The organism is Neotabrizicola sp. VNH66 (genome assembly GCF_049445895.1).
Lineage (GTDB): Bacteria > Pseudomonadota > Alphaproteobacteria > Rhodobacterales > Rhodobacteraceae > Pseudogemmobacter.
This window is the reverse complement of the sequence record NZ_JBMSDW010000013.1, coordinates 63,454-77,567: the sequence shown is the minus strand read 5'-3', so window position 1 is coordinate 77,567 and position 14,114 is coordinate 63,454. Positions and strand designations below refer to the sequence as shown.

General features: G+C 65.9%; 11 protein-coding genes. 6 read left to right on the top strand and 5 right to left on the bottom strand.

The genetic code is table 11. The annotated features are described in order from the left end of the window. The first annotated feature begins 72 nt into the window (after positions 1-72). Positions 73-756 (top strand): DUF502 domain-containing protein, encoded by a 684-nt coding sequence (locus ACO2Q5_RS17105; protein WP_423293277.1) that lies wholly within the window; start codon positions 73-75, stop codon positions 754-756. A gap of 136 nt (positions 757-892) precedes the next feature. Here the strand turns inward: ACO2Q5_RS17105 and ACO2Q5_RS17100 are convergent, their stop codons facing one another. Together ACO2Q5_RS17100 and ACO2Q5_RS17095 are read right to left on the bottom strand one after the other, a co-directional pair. Beyond that, complete coding sequence (locus ACO2Q5_RS17100; protein WP_423293275.1) at positions 893-1,927, bottom strand: patatin-like phospholipase family protein; 1,035 nt, start codon at positions 1,925-1,927, stop codon at positions 893-895. After that, complete coding sequence (locus ACO2Q5_RS17095) at positions 1,924-2,697, bottom strand: 3-hydroxybutyrate dehydrogenase (RefSeq protein WP_423293273.1); 774 nt, start codon at positions 2,695-2,697, stop codon at positions 1,924-1,926. Before ACO2Q5_RS17095 ends, ACO2Q5_RS17100 begins: the two co-directional genes overlap by 4 nt. A gap of 276 nt (positions 2,698-2,973) precedes the next feature. Between ACO2Q5_RS17095 and ACO2Q5_RS17090 the strand changes: the two genes are divergently transcribed. Continuing rightward, positions 2,974-4,791, top strand: coding sequence for an extracellular solute-binding protein (locus tag ACO2Q5_RS17090; RefSeq protein ID WP_423293271.1), 1,818 nt, complete (start codon positions 2,974-2,976; stop codon positions 4,789-4,791). A gap of 42 nt (positions 4,792-4,833) precedes the next feature. Beyond that, positions 4,834-4,950, top strand: coding sequence for an entericidin (locus ACO2Q5_RS17085; RefSeq protein WP_423293269.1), 117 nt, complete (start codon positions 4,834-4,836; stop codon positions 4,948-4,950). An 80-nt stretch (positions 4,951-5,030) separates the two neighbouring features. Here the strand turns inward: ACO2Q5_RS17085 and ACO2Q5_RS17080 are convergent, their stop codons facing one another. Further along, positions 5,031-6,461, bottom strand: coding sequence for a protein kinase domain-containing protein (locus ACO2Q5_RS17080; protein ID WP_423293267.1), 1,431 nt, complete (start codon positions 6,459-6,461; stop codon positions 5,031-5,033). A 4-nt stretch (positions 6,462-6,465) separates the two neighbouring features. Further along, on the bottom strand, positions 6,466-7,206 hold the full coding sequence (locus ACO2Q5_RS17075) for a metallophosphoesterase family protein (protein ID WP_423293265.1): 741 nt from the start codon (positions 7,204-7,206) through the stop codon (positions 6,466-6,468). 56 nt (positions 7,207-7,262) lie between these two features. On the opposite strand from ACO2Q5_RS17075, the gene ACO2Q5_RS17070 reads away from it, so the two are divergent. Genes ACO2Q5_RS17070 through ACO2Q5_RS17060 form a run of 3 tightly spaced genes read left to right on the top strand, consistent with a single transcriptional unit; the run spans position 7,263 to position 10,664 of the window. Next, on the top strand, positions 7,263-8,813 hold the full coding sequence (locus tag ACO2Q5_RS17070; RefSeq protein ID WP_423293263.1) for a class I adenylate-forming enzyme family protein: 1,551 nt from the start codon (positions 7,263-7,265) through the stop codon (positions 8,811-8,813). Between the two features lie 10 nt (positions 8,814-8,823). Then, positions 8,824-9,456 (top strand): DsbA family oxidoreductase, encoded by a 633-nt coding sequence (locus ACO2Q5_RS17065; RefSeq protein WP_423293261.1) that lies wholly within the window; start codon positions 8,824-8,826, stop codon positions 9,454-9,456. Continuing rightward, entirely contained in the window at positions 9,453-10,664 is a 1,212-nt protein-coding gene (locus ACO2Q5_RS17060) for a multidrug effflux MFS transporter (RefSeq protein WP_423293259.1), read from the top strand. The genes ACO2Q5_RS17065 and ACO2Q5_RS17060 overlap by 4 nt, the downstream gene beginning before the upstream one ends. 19 nt (positions 10,665-10,683) lie before the next feature. Here ACO2Q5_RS17060 and mfd read toward each other — a convergent pair whose 3' ends face one another. Then, the gene (mfd, locus tag ACO2Q5_RS17055) at positions 10,684-14,112 is read right to left on the bottom strand and encodes a transcription-repair coupling factor (RefSeq protein ID WP_423293257.1); all 3,429 of its coding nucleotides are present in this window, start codon (positions 14,110-14,112) and stop codon (positions 10,684-10,686) included. Between the last annotated feature and the right edge of the window lie 2 nt (positions 14,113-14,114).

Below are 14,114 nucleotides of genomic sequence, written 5' to 3'. Positions count from 1 at the left end.
CCGCTTTCTTCGGCGGCTGCCATTGCGGAACGCCGGGTGCCGCCCCTAGATTGATCCCGACAGGGAGAATTCATGACGGTCGAGCCCAATCCCCCCCGCCGCAGCCTTCTGGCCGGCCTGCGTGCCAGCTTCCTGACCGGACTTGTGGTTGTGCTGCCCATCGGGCTGACGCTCTATCTGGTCTGGGCGGTGATCGGCTGGATCGACGGCTGGATCCTGCCGCTGATCCCCGGCGCCTATCAGCCGGATGCGCTGATGCGGCACTGGTTCGGCCCGGCCTATGAATTCCCGGTCCGCGGCGTGGGCGTGCTGGTCTTCCTGTTCTTCACCATCATGGTGGGCTGGCTGGCCAAGGGGCTGATCGGGCGGTCTGTCATCCGCAGGGGCGAAGATATCGTGGACCGCATGCCGGTGGTCCGTTCGGTCTATGGCGGGATCAAGCAGGTGGCGGAGACCTTCTTCAACAAGAAGGAGCAAAGCTTCGACAAGGCCTGTCTGGTGGAATTTCCCCGCCCCGGCAGCTGGGCGCTCGGCTTCATCTCGACCAAGCCGAAGGGAGAGCTGGCGGTCCGGCTGGCCGCGCAGGGTCAGGAATATTCCGCCGTTTTCGTGGGCCTGACGCCCTTCACCAGCGGTATTCTTCTTTTCGTGCCCACGGCGGAACTCGTGGTCCTGGATGAGGTCGGCATCGACGACGCGGCCAAGCTGATCGTCTCCGGCGGTCTGGTTTACCCGATCCCGAAAGACCCGCGCTGAGACGCAGGCACTTGGCCCCATTCCTCTGTTCATAAATGTTCCGCGGGAGTGCGACCATTGTTGCGCCATTGGTTCAAGCAACCAATGGTCACGGGAGGGCACGAAGCCCTCCGGTGCTGCGGCAGGGCATTGCGCCCTAGCCCAGCAGATCCTGCAGATCCACCGTGGGCGCCGATCCGACCTTGCCGCCGCAATCCTTCAGGAACCGCTCCGCCGCGGCACGGCCTGCGGTGAACAGCCGCTCGATCAGCGCGCCTGAGGGCTGCAGCTTGGACGAGGCGCTGAGATCGTTCATCAACCCGTCATCGGCGATCATATGGATGCGCACATCCTTCATCTGGTCGCGCCCGACCCGGCCCTCGGCAATCAGCCGCCGCACGAAGGCCACGGCGCGCAGCTCCGACAGGAGCGAGGCGTTAAAGCTGATCTCGTTCACCCGGTTCTCGATCTCCAGCGGCGTCTGCGGCACCACGTCCCGGCGCAGCGGATTCACCTGCACGATCACGATGTCATCGGGCAAAGCCTGATCATACAGCGGCCAAAGCGAAGGGTTGCCGGTGAACCCGCCGTCCCAATAGGCCTCTCCGTCAATTTCCACCGCCTGAAACACCGAAGGCAGGCAGGCCGAGGCCAGGATCGCATCGCGGGTGATGTCCTGCCCGGCAAAGACCTTGACCCGGCCGGTCCGCACATTGGTCGCGCCGACGAACAGCGCCGGTTCATCCGCGGCGCAGACATGGGTGAAATCGAAATCCTCGATCACCGGCAGCAGCGGATTGCGCCATTGTGCGCCCCAGGCATAGGGCGAATAGAACTGCCCCGCCACGCTGGCCGGGCTGAACGGCAGCAGCGCCTCGGTCGCCTCCTGCACCATCCGGGCAAAGGGCAGGAACGGCTGGAACCACGGCAGGAGATAGCGGAAGTCGCCGATATCTCCCACCTGCTCCCACAGGCGCCGCAGGCGTTTGCGCGCCGCCTCGGTCCCGCCGGCCACCATCCCGGCCTTCAGCGCCGCCCCGTTCAGCGCCCCGGCCGAGGTGCCGGAGACCGCGGCGATCTCCAGCATCCCGTCTTCCAGCAGCCGGTCCAGCACCCCCCAGGTAAAGGCGCCATGGGCGCCGCCGCCCTGCAGGGCAAGGCTGATCCGGCGCGGTTTCACTGGCCGGCTCACAGGGCCGTCCAGCCCCCGTCCACCGAAATGGTCGTGCCCGTCACCTGCGCCGCATAATCCGAGCAGAGCCAGACCACCGTGCCGCCGATCTGTTCCGTCGTGGCGAATTGCTTCGACGGCTGGCGGTCCAGCAGCACCTCACGGATCACCGTCTCGCGGTCCATCTTGTGGACCTTCATCTGGTCGGGGATCTGCGCCTCGACCAGCGGGGTCAGCACATAGCCCGGACAGACGGCATTGCAGGTGATGTTCTGCCCCGCGGTTTCCAGACCGACCGTTTTCGTCAACCCCACCACCCCGTGCTTGGCCGAGACATAGGCCGATTTGTAGGGCGAGGCGGTCAGACCGTGGGCCGAGGCGATGTTGACGATCCGGCCCCAACCCTTTGCCCGCATTCCGGGCAGCGCCACGGCGATGGTGTGAAAGGCCGAGGACAGGTTGATGGCGATGATCCGGTTCCACTGATCGACCGGAAATTCCTCGATCGGGGCGACATGCTGGATGCCCGCATTGTTGACAAGGATATCGCAGCCGCCTGCCTTTTCGATCAGGGCGCGGGCTTCGTCGCCCTTGGACAGATCGGCCTGCACATAGCTTACCGCCACGCCGAATCGGTCCGCCATCGACTTCGCGAGCTCGTGATCCTCCTCACGATTCGTGAAGCTGTTCAGCACCAGATCCGCCCCGGCGCGCGCCAGCTCCTCGGCCACACCAAGGCCGATCCCCGAGTTGGATCCGGTGACGACGGCGCGTTTTCCCCTGAGTTCCATGGAAGACCCCTATCTTGCATCTGCAGCGATCCTACACGCTGCAAGGGCAAACGCCACGGGGCAGGTTCGGGATGCACGGGGGCAGGCATAAAAAAACGCCGGCGCTAGGCCGGCGTTAAGTCGTTGAGGCAGGTTTCATACAGGCAAGAAACCTATCGAGCAGTAAGTCCTATATAGACCTCTCTGCCGTCCGGGCCAAGCTAAAAGTTTGAAAACCCTGCGTCCGGGGAATAGTCTTGTGCCCGAAGACAGGGATATCAGGGGATCGTTTCCGCCATGGGCCGTCACTTTTTCGAGAGTCTGCACAATGCCGCCCTGGCGTTGATCCTTTGCTGCCTCGCGGGCACCGCCGCGGCCGAGCCGCAGCACGGCATAGCTATGTATGGCGAACCCGCCCTGCCCCCGGATTTTGTGTCTCTGCCGCAGGCCAACCCCGATGCACCCAAGGGCGGCCAGATCATCCTGGGCGAAGCGGGCAGCTTCGATACACTGAACTCTTTCATTACCACCGGACAGCCCGCCAGCGGCACCACCCCCCTTGTGGTCGAGACGCTGATGGGCCGCAGCTACGACGAAGCCTTCAGCCTTTACGGCCTTCTGGCCGAATCGGTCGAGACGGACGATTCGCGCAGTTTCGTGGAATTTACTTTGCGTGAGGAGGCGCGGTTTTCCGACGGCTCTCCGGTCACGCCCGAAGATGTGCTCTGGTCGTTCGAGAAACTGGGCAAGGACGGCAACCCGCGCTACGCCGCCGCCTGGTCCAAGATCGCCACCGCCGAGGCGACCGGCCCGCGCAGCGTGCGCTTCACCTTCAACACCGCCGACCGCGAGCTGCCGCTGATCCTTGGCCTGCGCCCGATCCTGAAAAAGGCGCAGTGGGAGGGGCGCGATTTCGAAGCCTCGGGGTTCGAGCCGATCATCGGCTCTGGCCCCTATCTGGTGGACCACGTGGATCCGGGTGTGTCGGTCACCTACCGCAAGAACCCGGACTGGTGGGGCAAGGACCTGCCCTTCAACCGCGGCCTGTGGAATTTCGACACCATCCGCTATGAATATTTCTCGGCCGGGGCCAGCCAGTTCGAGGCGTTCAAGGCAGGCGTCGTGGACAGTTTCCGCGAGACGAACGTGGTCAAATGGGACAAGGCCTATGATTTCCCGGCGCTGGCCGCGGGCACGGTGGTCAAATCGGAAATTCCGCACAAACGCCCCTCGGGGATCGAAGGGCTGGCCTTCAACACCCGCCGCCCGCTCTTTGCCGACTGGCGCGTGCGCGAGGCGCTGATCCTGGCCTTCAACTTTGAATATATCAATCAGGCCATCACGGGCGGGGTGCAGCCGCGGATCCAGTCCTACTTCTCGAACTCGGTTCTGGGCATGACGCCCGGCACCCCGGCCGAAGGCGCCGAAAAGGCCCTGCTGGAGCCCTATGCCGCCGATCTGCTGCCCGGCACGCTGGAGGGTTACGCCCTGCCCGTCTCGGACGGCGGCGCATCCAACCGCAAAAACCTCCGCGCCGCCGCCGCCCTGCTGGAAGAGGCGGGGTGGAGCGTGGGCAGCGATGGTGTGTTGCGCAATGCCGAAGGTCAGCCCTTCACCTTCGAGATCCTGCTGACCGTGGGTCAGGACGAGATGGCCGCCATTTCCGCCATGTATATCGAGGCGCTGAAGCCCCTTGGCATCACCGCCACCGTCACGATGATCGACAGCGCGCAGATGAAGGTGCGCACCAATGCCTATGACTTCGACATGACGCATTACATCCGCTCGCTCTCGCTGTCGCCCGGGAATGAGCAGCTGCTTTACTGGGGATCGGCGGGCGTCACGGCCGAGGGGACGCGCAACTGGCCCGGCATCAATTCGCGGGCAGTGGACGGGCTGATTGCCACGATGGTGGGCGCCACCAACGAGGAAGATTTCACCAGCGCGGTGCGCGCCCTTGACCGGGTGCTGACCGCGGGGCGATATGTCATCCCGATCTGGTATGCCGACCGGGCCCGGATCGCCCACAAGGCGACCCTGCATTACCCCGAGCGGCTGCCGGTCTATGGAGACTGGCTGGGCTTCCAGCCCGATCTCTGGTGGTATGAGGACTGAACGAACACGCAGCAGGAACTGCGGAAATCAGGAGCAGGCAGAATGAAGAAACTTGTGCTTTTCGGGCTGGTGCTGGCGCTGGCGGGCTGCAACACCGTGGCCGGCGTCGGCGACGATGTTTCGGGCGGGGCGCGCACCGTGCAGGGCTGGCTGGGCTGATCGCCGTATCCCTGCAACGAAGGCCGCGCGCCGGTCGCGGCAGGTCGGAGCCTGGCTGACGCGGGCTCTGACCCGATCTTCTATGCTTCTGCCGCCGCCGTCTGTGCGGGTGCAGGCTCTGCCCGGTCGGGCCGCCGGATCACTGTCACCGAACAATGCGCCTCGGCCACCACCTGCGCCGAGACCGATCCCAGATAGCGCCGCGCCGTGGAATGGGCGCGGGCGCCCATCACGATATGGTCGGCATGGATCTGGGCCGCATGGTCGATGATCGCCTGACCGGGATCGGCGCCTTCCAGCACGGTATGGGTCAGCCGCTCTTCGCCCAGATCAATGCCCTCGGCCCAGTGGCGCAGCTGCACCAGCCGCAGCACATGCAGATTGTTGCCGCGGTCATCGGTCATCTGGTCGATGCCAAGCCGGGCGGTGCGGATCACATTCACGCAGGCAATCCGCGCCTCGGGCCGGGTAACCAGCATCCGCCGGACATGATCGCGCAGCAGATCGGCCAAAGCCTCATGCTCGGGCGCAAGGTCCACGGCAACGCAGATGATGGGCACCGTAGCGATATGACGTGCCACCGAATCCGGCGCGCGGAACTGCTTCAGCCGACGCAGGTCGCGCCAGCGGTGGAACACCGCCAGCCAGCCGTCCTGCCGCCGTTTCAGCGCGCGTGCGGTCAGCTTCACCTGCCCGGGATGCGCCAGATCAAAGGCCAGCTGCGCCGCACTCTGATAGCGGCGCAGCGGGTCCACCTCCAGCGCGCGCAGGATGATCTCCTGCAACCATTCCGGAATTTCGGGCCGCAGCGCCCGCGGCGGCACCGGATCGCGCCACAGCCGCCTGCGCACCCCGCGCAGCCGCTGCGGAATGCCGAAGGGAGGCTTGCCGGTCGCCATTTCATAGATCATCGCGCCAAGCGCAAAGAGATCTGACCGCGGATCGTCGCGGGACCGCAGGAATTGTTCCGGCGCGATATAGGGATAGGTCCCCATCGGAATGCGGAATTCCTCGGCCAGAAGGTCAGGCAGCAGATCATGGCGCGAAAGGCCATAGTCGATCAGCACCATCTCACCGGTTTCGCGCTGCAGGAAATTCTCGGGCTTCAGGTCCAGATGCACCACGCCCTGCCGGTGGATGTCGGCCAAGGCATCGGCCATGCGGGCGGCAATCTCGATCACCTGATCCAAGGGCAGCGGCGCGCGTTTGAACGTGGCCAGAAGCGAGCCTCCGGCAATCGCCTCGGTCACGATATAGGGCATCACCGCGAAATCGCCGATGCCAAGGACGCGCGGCACATGCGGCCCCGACAGCCGCGGCATGATCATCTGCTCGACTTCAAAGCCCACGATGGTCGGCCCGTCGTCCCCGTCCAGAATGGTGGGAACCTTCATCACCATCGGCAAGGCGTGGTCCGGGTGCGAAACCTGCCAGATCGTCGCAAACCCACCGGTATGCAGCTTTTCCTCAAGGGTATAGCCGTCGATCGTCAGCCCGGTATGCGGCTTCATCCCGTCACCTTCCCGTCATCAGCCGCAGCGCCAGCTCTTCCGGCAGGCCCTCGGCACGGGTCTTGGCCACGGTTGCGGCCATGTCATAGGGCACGCGGCGGAAGGTCAGCTCCGCCGTGGCGGTGTCCAGCGTGGCATAGGCCGCCTGTGCCACCCCGTCGCGTGGCTGCCCCACCGAGCCCACCACCGCCAGCCAGCGGCGCGAGGGGATCAGCGGACAGGCAAGGCCGGGGCGGACGGGCTGCACCCGCACCGTGCCGCCGATGTCGCGGCTGACGAGGAGTGGCACATGCACATGGCCGCAGAGGACGATCCGCGCATCGGTGGCCCGGAACGATCCCGCCGCCGTCACATCCGAGGTGACATAGATCCAGTCGCCGGGGCTGTTCGCGCTGGAATGGGTCAGCAGCACATCGCCCAGCCGCGCCTGCAGCGGCAAACCGGCCAGAAAGCCGCGCTGCGCGGGGTTGAGGCGGGGCTTCGTCCAGTCCATCGCCCGCTTTGCCAGCGACCCCATGGATTCCGCCGCCCCTGCCGCCGCATTGTCATGGTTCCCGCGGACCGCCAGCGCCCCCTCCTCGACCAGCGCGGCCGCCCGGTCGCAGCACCACGCCGGGTCCGGCCCATAACCCACCAGATCGCCCAAAAGCGCGATCTGCCCGGCGCCACGGGCAGCGGCATCGGCCAGCACCGCCTCGAACGCCTCGCGGTTGCCATGGATATCGGTCAGAATCGCCAGAAGCATCGGCCCTCCCTGCCTGTCTTCCCGGTCAAGGCTAGGGGGGAAACCGGGCATGTGCCATGCGGCAGATCAAGGCAGGACGGAACCTGCGGCTTTTTCTTGCGGGATGGCGTGGCGCATCCTATGCCGAAACCATGATCCCGCATGATCCCCACAGCTTCAATCTGGCCGCCCATGTGCTGGCCGCGGGACAGGCCACGCCCGACAAGGTGGCGCTGGCGATCCTGACACTCACCGGGGCCGAACGGTGGAGTTACGCCCGCCTGATCCGCGCCGTTCTGGGCGCCGGGGGCTGGCTTCTGGCCCATGATGCGCGACCCGGCGACCGGGTGCTGATCCGGCTGGGCAATACGCCCGCCTATCCGGTGCTGTATCTGGGCGCCATTGCGGCCGGGCTGGTGCCGGTGGCGACCTCGCCCCTGCTGACCGGGCCTGAAATCACCGCCATGGCCGCTGTGGTGCGCCCGCGGCTGGTCGTCGCCGCGGATGGCATTGCCGTGCCCGAGGGCGCGCGCGCCCTGCCCGCCGATCTGCCTGCATGGGAGGCCCATGCCCCCTGCAACTGGCACCTCGGCCCGGCAGAGCGCGAGGGCTACATCGTCTTCACCTCCGGCACCTCCGGCCGGCCGATGGCGGTGCGTCATGCCCATCGCGCCATCCTGGCCCGCGCGCTGATGCAGCGCGGGTGGGAGGAGATCGGCCCCACCGACCGGCTTTTGCATTCCGGCGCGTTCAACTGGACCTATACGATGGGGACCGGGCTTCTGGACCCCTGGACCGTGGGGGCAACCGCGCTGATCCCGTCGCCTTCGGTGCAGATGGAGCATCTGCCGCTGGTGCTGCGGCGCCATGATGCGACGATCTTTGCCGCGGTTCCCACCGTGTTCCGCCGTCTGCTGCGGGGCGAGATGCCGGGCCTGCCGCGGCTGCGCCATGCGTTATCCGCGGGCGAGGCGCTGCCGGCCGCGCTGCGGACAGAATGGCAGGGCCGCACCGGCACCGATATTCACGAAGCGCTTGGCATGTCGGAGATTTCCACCTTTCTCTCCGGCAGCCCCTCGCGCCCTGCCCCGCCCGGCACCACCGGCTTTCCTCAACCCGGCCGCCGCATCGCGGTTCTGTCGCAAGAGACGGGTCAGCCGCTGCCGCCGGGTGAGATCGGGGTTCTGGCCGTCGCCACCTCGGACCCCGGACTGATGCTGTCCTATGACGGTGCGGCCCCGCCTCCGGGCCCGTGGTTCGCCACCGGCGACCTTGTGCATCAGGACCATGGCGGCGCCGTCCACTACCACGGCCGCGCCGATGAGATGATGAACCCCGGCGGCATCCGGGTTTCCCCGCGAGAGGTGGAGACTGCGCTGGCCGGTCTGCCCGGCGTGACCGATCTGGCGGTGACCGAAGTCGAGGTCGGAAACGGTTCCCGGGTGATTGCGTGTTTCTACGCAGGCGAGATTGTGCCGGAAAGCACAGCGCAGGCCTTTGCAGCCGACCGCCTGGCGCGCTACAAATGTCCGCGTCTCTGGGTTCATGTCGCGGCACTGCCGCGCGGCCCCACCGGCAAGACCAGCCGCCGCGCCCTGGTCACCCAGTATCTGAAAGCACAGCCCTGAAAGGTCAGCCATGATCCGGCTCGACATCTTCATCGACCCCGTCTGCCCGTGGTGCCATGTGGGCAAGGCGAACCTTGACCGTGCGCTGGCCGACCATCCCGGCCATCCGTTCACGATCCTCTGGCATCCGTTCCAGCTGAACCCCGACATGCCCGAAGGCGGCGTGGACAAACGGGCCTATCTGGAAGACAAGTTCGGCGGCAAGGGCCGGGTCGATGCCGTGCATGAAAAACTGCGCGAGACCGCCCGCAAGGCCGGGGTCGAGATGGACCCCGACCGGCCGAAGCGCATTCCGAACACGCTGGATGCCCATCGTCTGATCCATTGGGCCGGGGTGGAGGGGCGGCAGACCGAGGTGGTGAACGCGCTCTTCCACGCCTATTGGGACGAAGGCCGCGATATCGGCGATCCGCAGGTGCTGGCCGACATCGGTGCGGCAGAGGGAATGGACCGCGATGCGCTGCTGCGCCTTCTGGCTTCGGACGCCGATGCCGACGATCTGCGCGCGCGCGATGAAGACGCCCGCCGCAAGGGTGTGACTGCGGTGCCCACCTTCGTCATCGCGCAGAAATATGTCGTCTCCGGCGCGCAGCCGCCCGAATTGTGGGGCGATGTCATCAAGGAATTGTCAGGTCAGTCATGAGTAGCCTTTCCACGCCGTCCACGCCCGCCCGGCTGAGCCAGGGTGAATTCATCGCTTTGATCGCGATGCTCTTTGCCACCATCGCGCTGTCCATCGACGCGATGCTGCCCGCCCTGCCGGAAATCGCTGAAACCCTGACACCCGCGGCGCCGAACCGGGCGCAGCTGATCGTCAGCACCTTCTTTCTGGGCATGGGGATCGGCACGCTGTTCGTGGGCCCGCTGTCCGATGCCTTCGGCCGCAAGCGGGTGATCATCGCAGGTGGCGTGATCTACACGCTCTCTGCACTGGTCTGCTATGTCGCCCAAAGTTTCGAGGTGCTGCTGATCGCCCGCGTGATCCAGGGCATCGGCGCCGCCGGCCCGCGGGCGGTATCGCTGGCCATGGTGCGTGACCAGTACAAAGGGCGCGAGATGGCCCGCATCATGTCCTTCGCCATGATGATCTTCATGCTGGTGCCTGCTGTCGCCCCGCTGATGGGTCAGGGCATCATTGCAGTGGCCGGATGGCATGCGATCTTTCTGGTCTATATCGTCTTCAGCCTGATCACGGTGGCCTGGCTGGGCCTGCGCCAGCCCGAGACGCTGGCCCCCGAAGCCCGGGTGCCGCTGTCGCTGACCACGCTGGCCGCGTCCGCGCGCGACCTGTTCTCGCGCCGTCCGGTGCTGGTGGCCATCGTGATTCAGGGCCTGACCATGGCGGTGATGGTGGCCACCATCTCCTCGATCCAGCCGATCTTCGAGCTGCATTTCGCCCGGGGGGAGACCTTCCCGCTGTGGTTTGCGTTCATGGCCGGGATGGCCTGCTTCGGGTCCTTCCTCAACTCGCGCATCGTGATGCGGCTTGGGATGCGCAAGGTCATTACCCGCGCCTTTGCGGTGGTGCTTGTGCTGACGCTGGCCCATCTGGCATTGCGCGCGACGGTGGCACTACCTGAACCCTGGACCTTCTACATCTTCCTGGCCTGGGCGGTCAGCCTGTTCGGGATGATGACGCTGACCATGGGCAACCTGAATGCCCTTGCGATGGAGCCGGTGGGCCATATCGCGGGCTTCGCCGCCTCGATGATCGCGGCGGCGGCCACGGTGCTGGCGGTGCTGGTCTCCGCCCCCATCGGGCAGGCCTTCGACGGCACGCCCATGCCCCTGATCATCGGCGCCGCAGCTCTGATCGCGGCCTCGCTGGGGCTGATGCGGCTGTTGAAGTAAATGGCGCGGGGCGCGCGGGTTATTTCCCCCGCGCCTTTTCCGCCAGATCGCGGGCGATGGCGAAGGCGCCCTTGATCCGTTCCGCTTCGGTCTTCATCTCGCCGATCAGCGCGATCTTGTTGCCCTGCACCTTGGCCGCGGGACCTTGCGCCTTCAGGAATTCCACCAGACCCGCCGGATTGGCGAATTTGTCGTTGTGGAACTGCACGGTCGCGCCCTTCGGCCCGGCGTCCAGACGGCTGATGCCCGCCTTTTTCGCCATGGCCTTGATCCGCACGATCAGCATCAGCGTGTTGACCTCTTTGGGGATCGGGCCGAATCGGTCGATCAGCTCTGCCGCGAACCCCTCCAGCTCCACCTTGGTTTGCAGGCCCGACAGGCGGCGATAGAGGCCAAGCCGGATGTCCAGATCAGGGATGTAATCCTCGGGGATCATCACCGGCACACCAAGGTTCAGCTGCGGCGACCAGTCGTCCGAGATGCCCGTCAGTCCGTCGATCTCGCCCGATTTGATCTTGGCGATCGTCTCTTCCAGCATGTGCTGGTAAAGCTCATAGCCGACTTCGCGGATATGGCCCGACTGTTCCTCGCCCAGAAGGTTGCCCGCGCCGCGCAGGTCAAGGTCGTGGGAGGCCAGATTGAACCCGGCGCCCAGACTGTCCAGCGACCCCAGGAGTTTCAGCCGCTTGGAGGCCTGCGGCGTCAGCGGCACCCGCGGTTTCGTCGTCAGATAGCAATAGGCGCGGGTCTTCGACCGCCCCACCCGGCCGCGGATCTGATAGAGCTGGGAAAGGCCGAACATATCCGCCCGGTGCACGATCATCGTGTTCGCGGTCGGAATATCTAGACCGCTTTCGACGATAGTTGTCGCCACCAGCACGTCGAACTTGCCATCGTAGAACTGGTTCATCCGGTCATCCAGCTCTCCCGCGGCCAGCTGGCCATGGGCGGTGACATGGCTCACCTCTGGCACATGGGTGTGCAGGAACTCTTCGATTTCCGGGATGTCGGACACCCGCGGTACCACGAAGAACGATTGCCCGCCGCGATAGCGTTCCCGCAAGAGCGCCTCGCGCAGCGTCACCGTATCGAATTCACTGATATAGGTGCGGATCGCCAGCCGGTCGACCGGCGGGGTGGCGATGATCGACAGGTCTCGCACGCCCGTAAGCGAGAGTTGCAGCGTCCGCGGAATCGGCGTCGCGGTCAGGGTCAGGACGTGAACCTCGCTCCGCATCTCCTTCAGCCGTTCCTTGTGGGACACGCCGAAGTGCTGTTCCTCGTCGATGATCAACAGGCCCAGCCGTTTGAAATTGATCCCCTTGGCCAGCAGCGCATGGGTGCCCACGACGATATCGACGGTGCCGTCGGCAATGCCTGCGCGGGTTGCGTTGGCCTCTTTCGTCGTGACGAAGCGTGACAGCGGCCGCACGTTCAGCGGGAATCCGCGAAAGCGTTCGGCGAAGGTGCGGTAATGCTGCCGGGCCAGCAGCGTGGTCGGGCAGATGACCGCCACCTGCATCCCCGCCATGGCCGCGACAAAGGCCGCGCGCATGGCAACCTCGGTCTTGCCAAAGCCCACATCGCCCACGATAAGCCGGTCCATGGGCGAGCCGCGCTCCAGATCGGCCACCACATCGGCGATGGCGGACAGCTGGTCCTCGGTCTCGGGCCAGGGGAAGCGGGCGGCAAAGGCCTCCCACGCGGAATGCGGCGCCTCAAGGATCGGGGCCGCCCGCAGCATCCGTTCTGCGGCCACCCGCATCAGCCGGTCCGCGATCTCGCGGATGCGTTCCTTCAGCCTGGCCTTCTTGGCCTGCCACGCGCCGCCGCCCAGCCGGTCCAGAAGCCCCTCATCATGGCCATAACGGCTGAGGAGTTCGATATTCTCCACCGGCAGATACAGCTTGGCGTTGTCGGCATATTCCAGCATCACGCAGGCATGCGGCGCGCCAAGCGCGGTGATGGTCTCGATCCCCAGATAGCGGCCGACGCCATGTTCGACATGGACGACCAGATCGCCCGGAGACAAAGTGTCAGCCTCGCGCAGGAAGTTATCGGCCTTCCTGCGCTTTTTCGGTTTGGCGACCAGACGGTCCCCCAGAACGTCCTGTTCGGACACCACCGCCAGACCCGGCGCGGTGAAGCCTTCCTCCAGTGCCCAGACGATCTGGTAAAGATGCCCCTTGCCGGGCAGATCGCGCAGATCGGCCAGCTGTTGGGCAACCAGCCCTTCGTCGGACAGCAGGCCCTTCAGACGCTCCAGCGCGCCTTCGGACCAGCTGGCCAGAACCACATTCCGGTCTTCGCGTAACTTGCGAATATGATCGGCCAGAGCCTTGAAGAGGCTGATGTTTTCCTGCTGTCGCTCCGGCGCGAAATTCCGGCCCGTGCGCCCGCCCGCATCCAGCACGCCCGGCCCGGGGCTGTGCGGCAGGGGCGACAGGCGCATGACCCGGTGACCCGCCACCGCGGCATCCCAGGCCGCTTCGTCCAGATACAGACCCTGCGGCGGCACGGGTTTGTAGACCGTATCCATCCGCCCCCGCGCCAGCATCGCATCGCGGCGGGCATCATAGGCATCGGCCACCGCTTCCCAGCGGGACAGCCGCATCACCTCCACCTGATCGTCCAGCATGACGGTGGCATCGGGCAGATAGTCGAACAAGGTCTCCAGCCGATCATGGAAGAACGGCAGCCAATGCTCCATCCCCTGATGCTTGCGGCCCGCGCTGACCGCTTCATACAGGGGGTCGTCCGACCCGCCCGCACCGAATTCCACCCGGTAATTCTGACGGAACCGCGTGATCGAAGCTTCGTCCAAGACCACTTCGGACACCGGCGCAAATTCGACCTGGCTCAGCTTTTCGGTGGTCCGCTGGCTGACGGGATCAAAGCGGCGCGCGCCGTCGAGCTGATCGCCGAAGAAATCCAGCCGCACCGGCCCGCCCGGCCCCGGCGGGTAGATATCCACGATGCCGCCGCGGATGGCAAAGTCGCCCGGCTCCGCCACGGTGGAGACGGGGGTAAAACCCATGCGGCCCAGAAAGCCGCGCAACCGCGCCTCATCCACCCGCTGGCCGACCTTGGCGCGGAAGGACGAGTCGCGCACCAAAGCGCGCGCCGGCACCCGCTGGGTCGCCGCGTTCAGCGTGGTCAGCAGCACAAAGGCCCCGGACAGCCCCTCGGCCAGCGCAGCCAGCGCCGCCATCCGCCGCGCGGCCGTCTCGGGATTGGGGGAAACACGATCATAGGGAAGGCAGTCCCAGGCCGGAAATTCCAGCACCGGCACACCGGGCGCAAAGGCCGCGATCGCGGCGCGCATCGCCTCGGCCCGTTTGTCGTCGCGCGCCACATGCAGAACGGGCCGCCCCTTGGCCAGCTCTTTCGCCAGCAGGAAACCGTCAAACCCCTCGGGCGCGCCGCCCAGAATGATCCGCTCTGCCATGG

What these genes read in the sequence shown, in the direction of transcription:
- ACO2Q5_RS17105 (WP_423293277.1), top strand. Translation starts at nt 73, where the DNA reads ATGACGGTCGAGCCCAATCCCCCCCGCCGCAGCCTTCTGGCCGGCCTG.
- ACO2Q5_RS17065 (WP_423293261.1), top strand. Translation starts at nt 8,824, where the DNA reads ATGATCCGGCTCGACATCTTCATCGACCCCGTCTGCCCGTGGTGCCAT.
- ACO2Q5_RS17075 (WP_423293265.1), bottom strand. Translation starts at nt 7,206, where the DNA reads ATGCTTCTGGCGATTCTGACCGATATCCATGGCAACCGCGAGGCGTTC.
- mfd (WP_423293257.1), bottom strand. Translation starts at nt 14,112, where the DNA reads ATGGCAGAGCGGATCATTCTGGGCGGCGCGCCCGAGGGGTTTGACGGT.
- ACO2Q5_RS17090 (WP_423293271.1), top strand. Translation starts at nt 2,974, where the DNA reads ATGGGCCGTCACTTTTTCGAGAGTCTGCACAATGCCGCCCTGGCGTTG.
- ACO2Q5_RS17085 (WP_423293269.1), top strand. Translation starts at nt 4,834, where the DNA reads ATGAAGAAACTTGTGCTTTTCGGGCTGGTGCTGGCGCTGGCGGGCTGC.
- ACO2Q5_RS17070 (WP_423293263.1), top strand. Translation starts at nt 7,263, where the DNA reads ATGCGGCAGATCAAGGCAGGACGGAACCTGCGGCTTTTTCTTGCGGGA.
- ACO2Q5_RS17080 (WP_423293267.1), bottom strand. Translation starts at nt 6,461, where the DNA reads ATGAAGCCGCATACCGGGCTGACGATCGACGGCTATACCCTTGAGGAA.
- ACO2Q5_RS17060 (WP_423293259.1), top strand. Translation starts at nt 9,453, where the DNA reads ATGAGTAGCCTTTCCACGCCGTCCACGCCCGCCCGGCTGAGCCAGGGT.
- ACO2Q5_RS17095 (WP_423293273.1), bottom strand. Translation starts at nt 2,697, where the DNA reads ATGGAACTCAGGGGAAAACGCGCCGTCGTCACCGGATCCAACTCGGGG.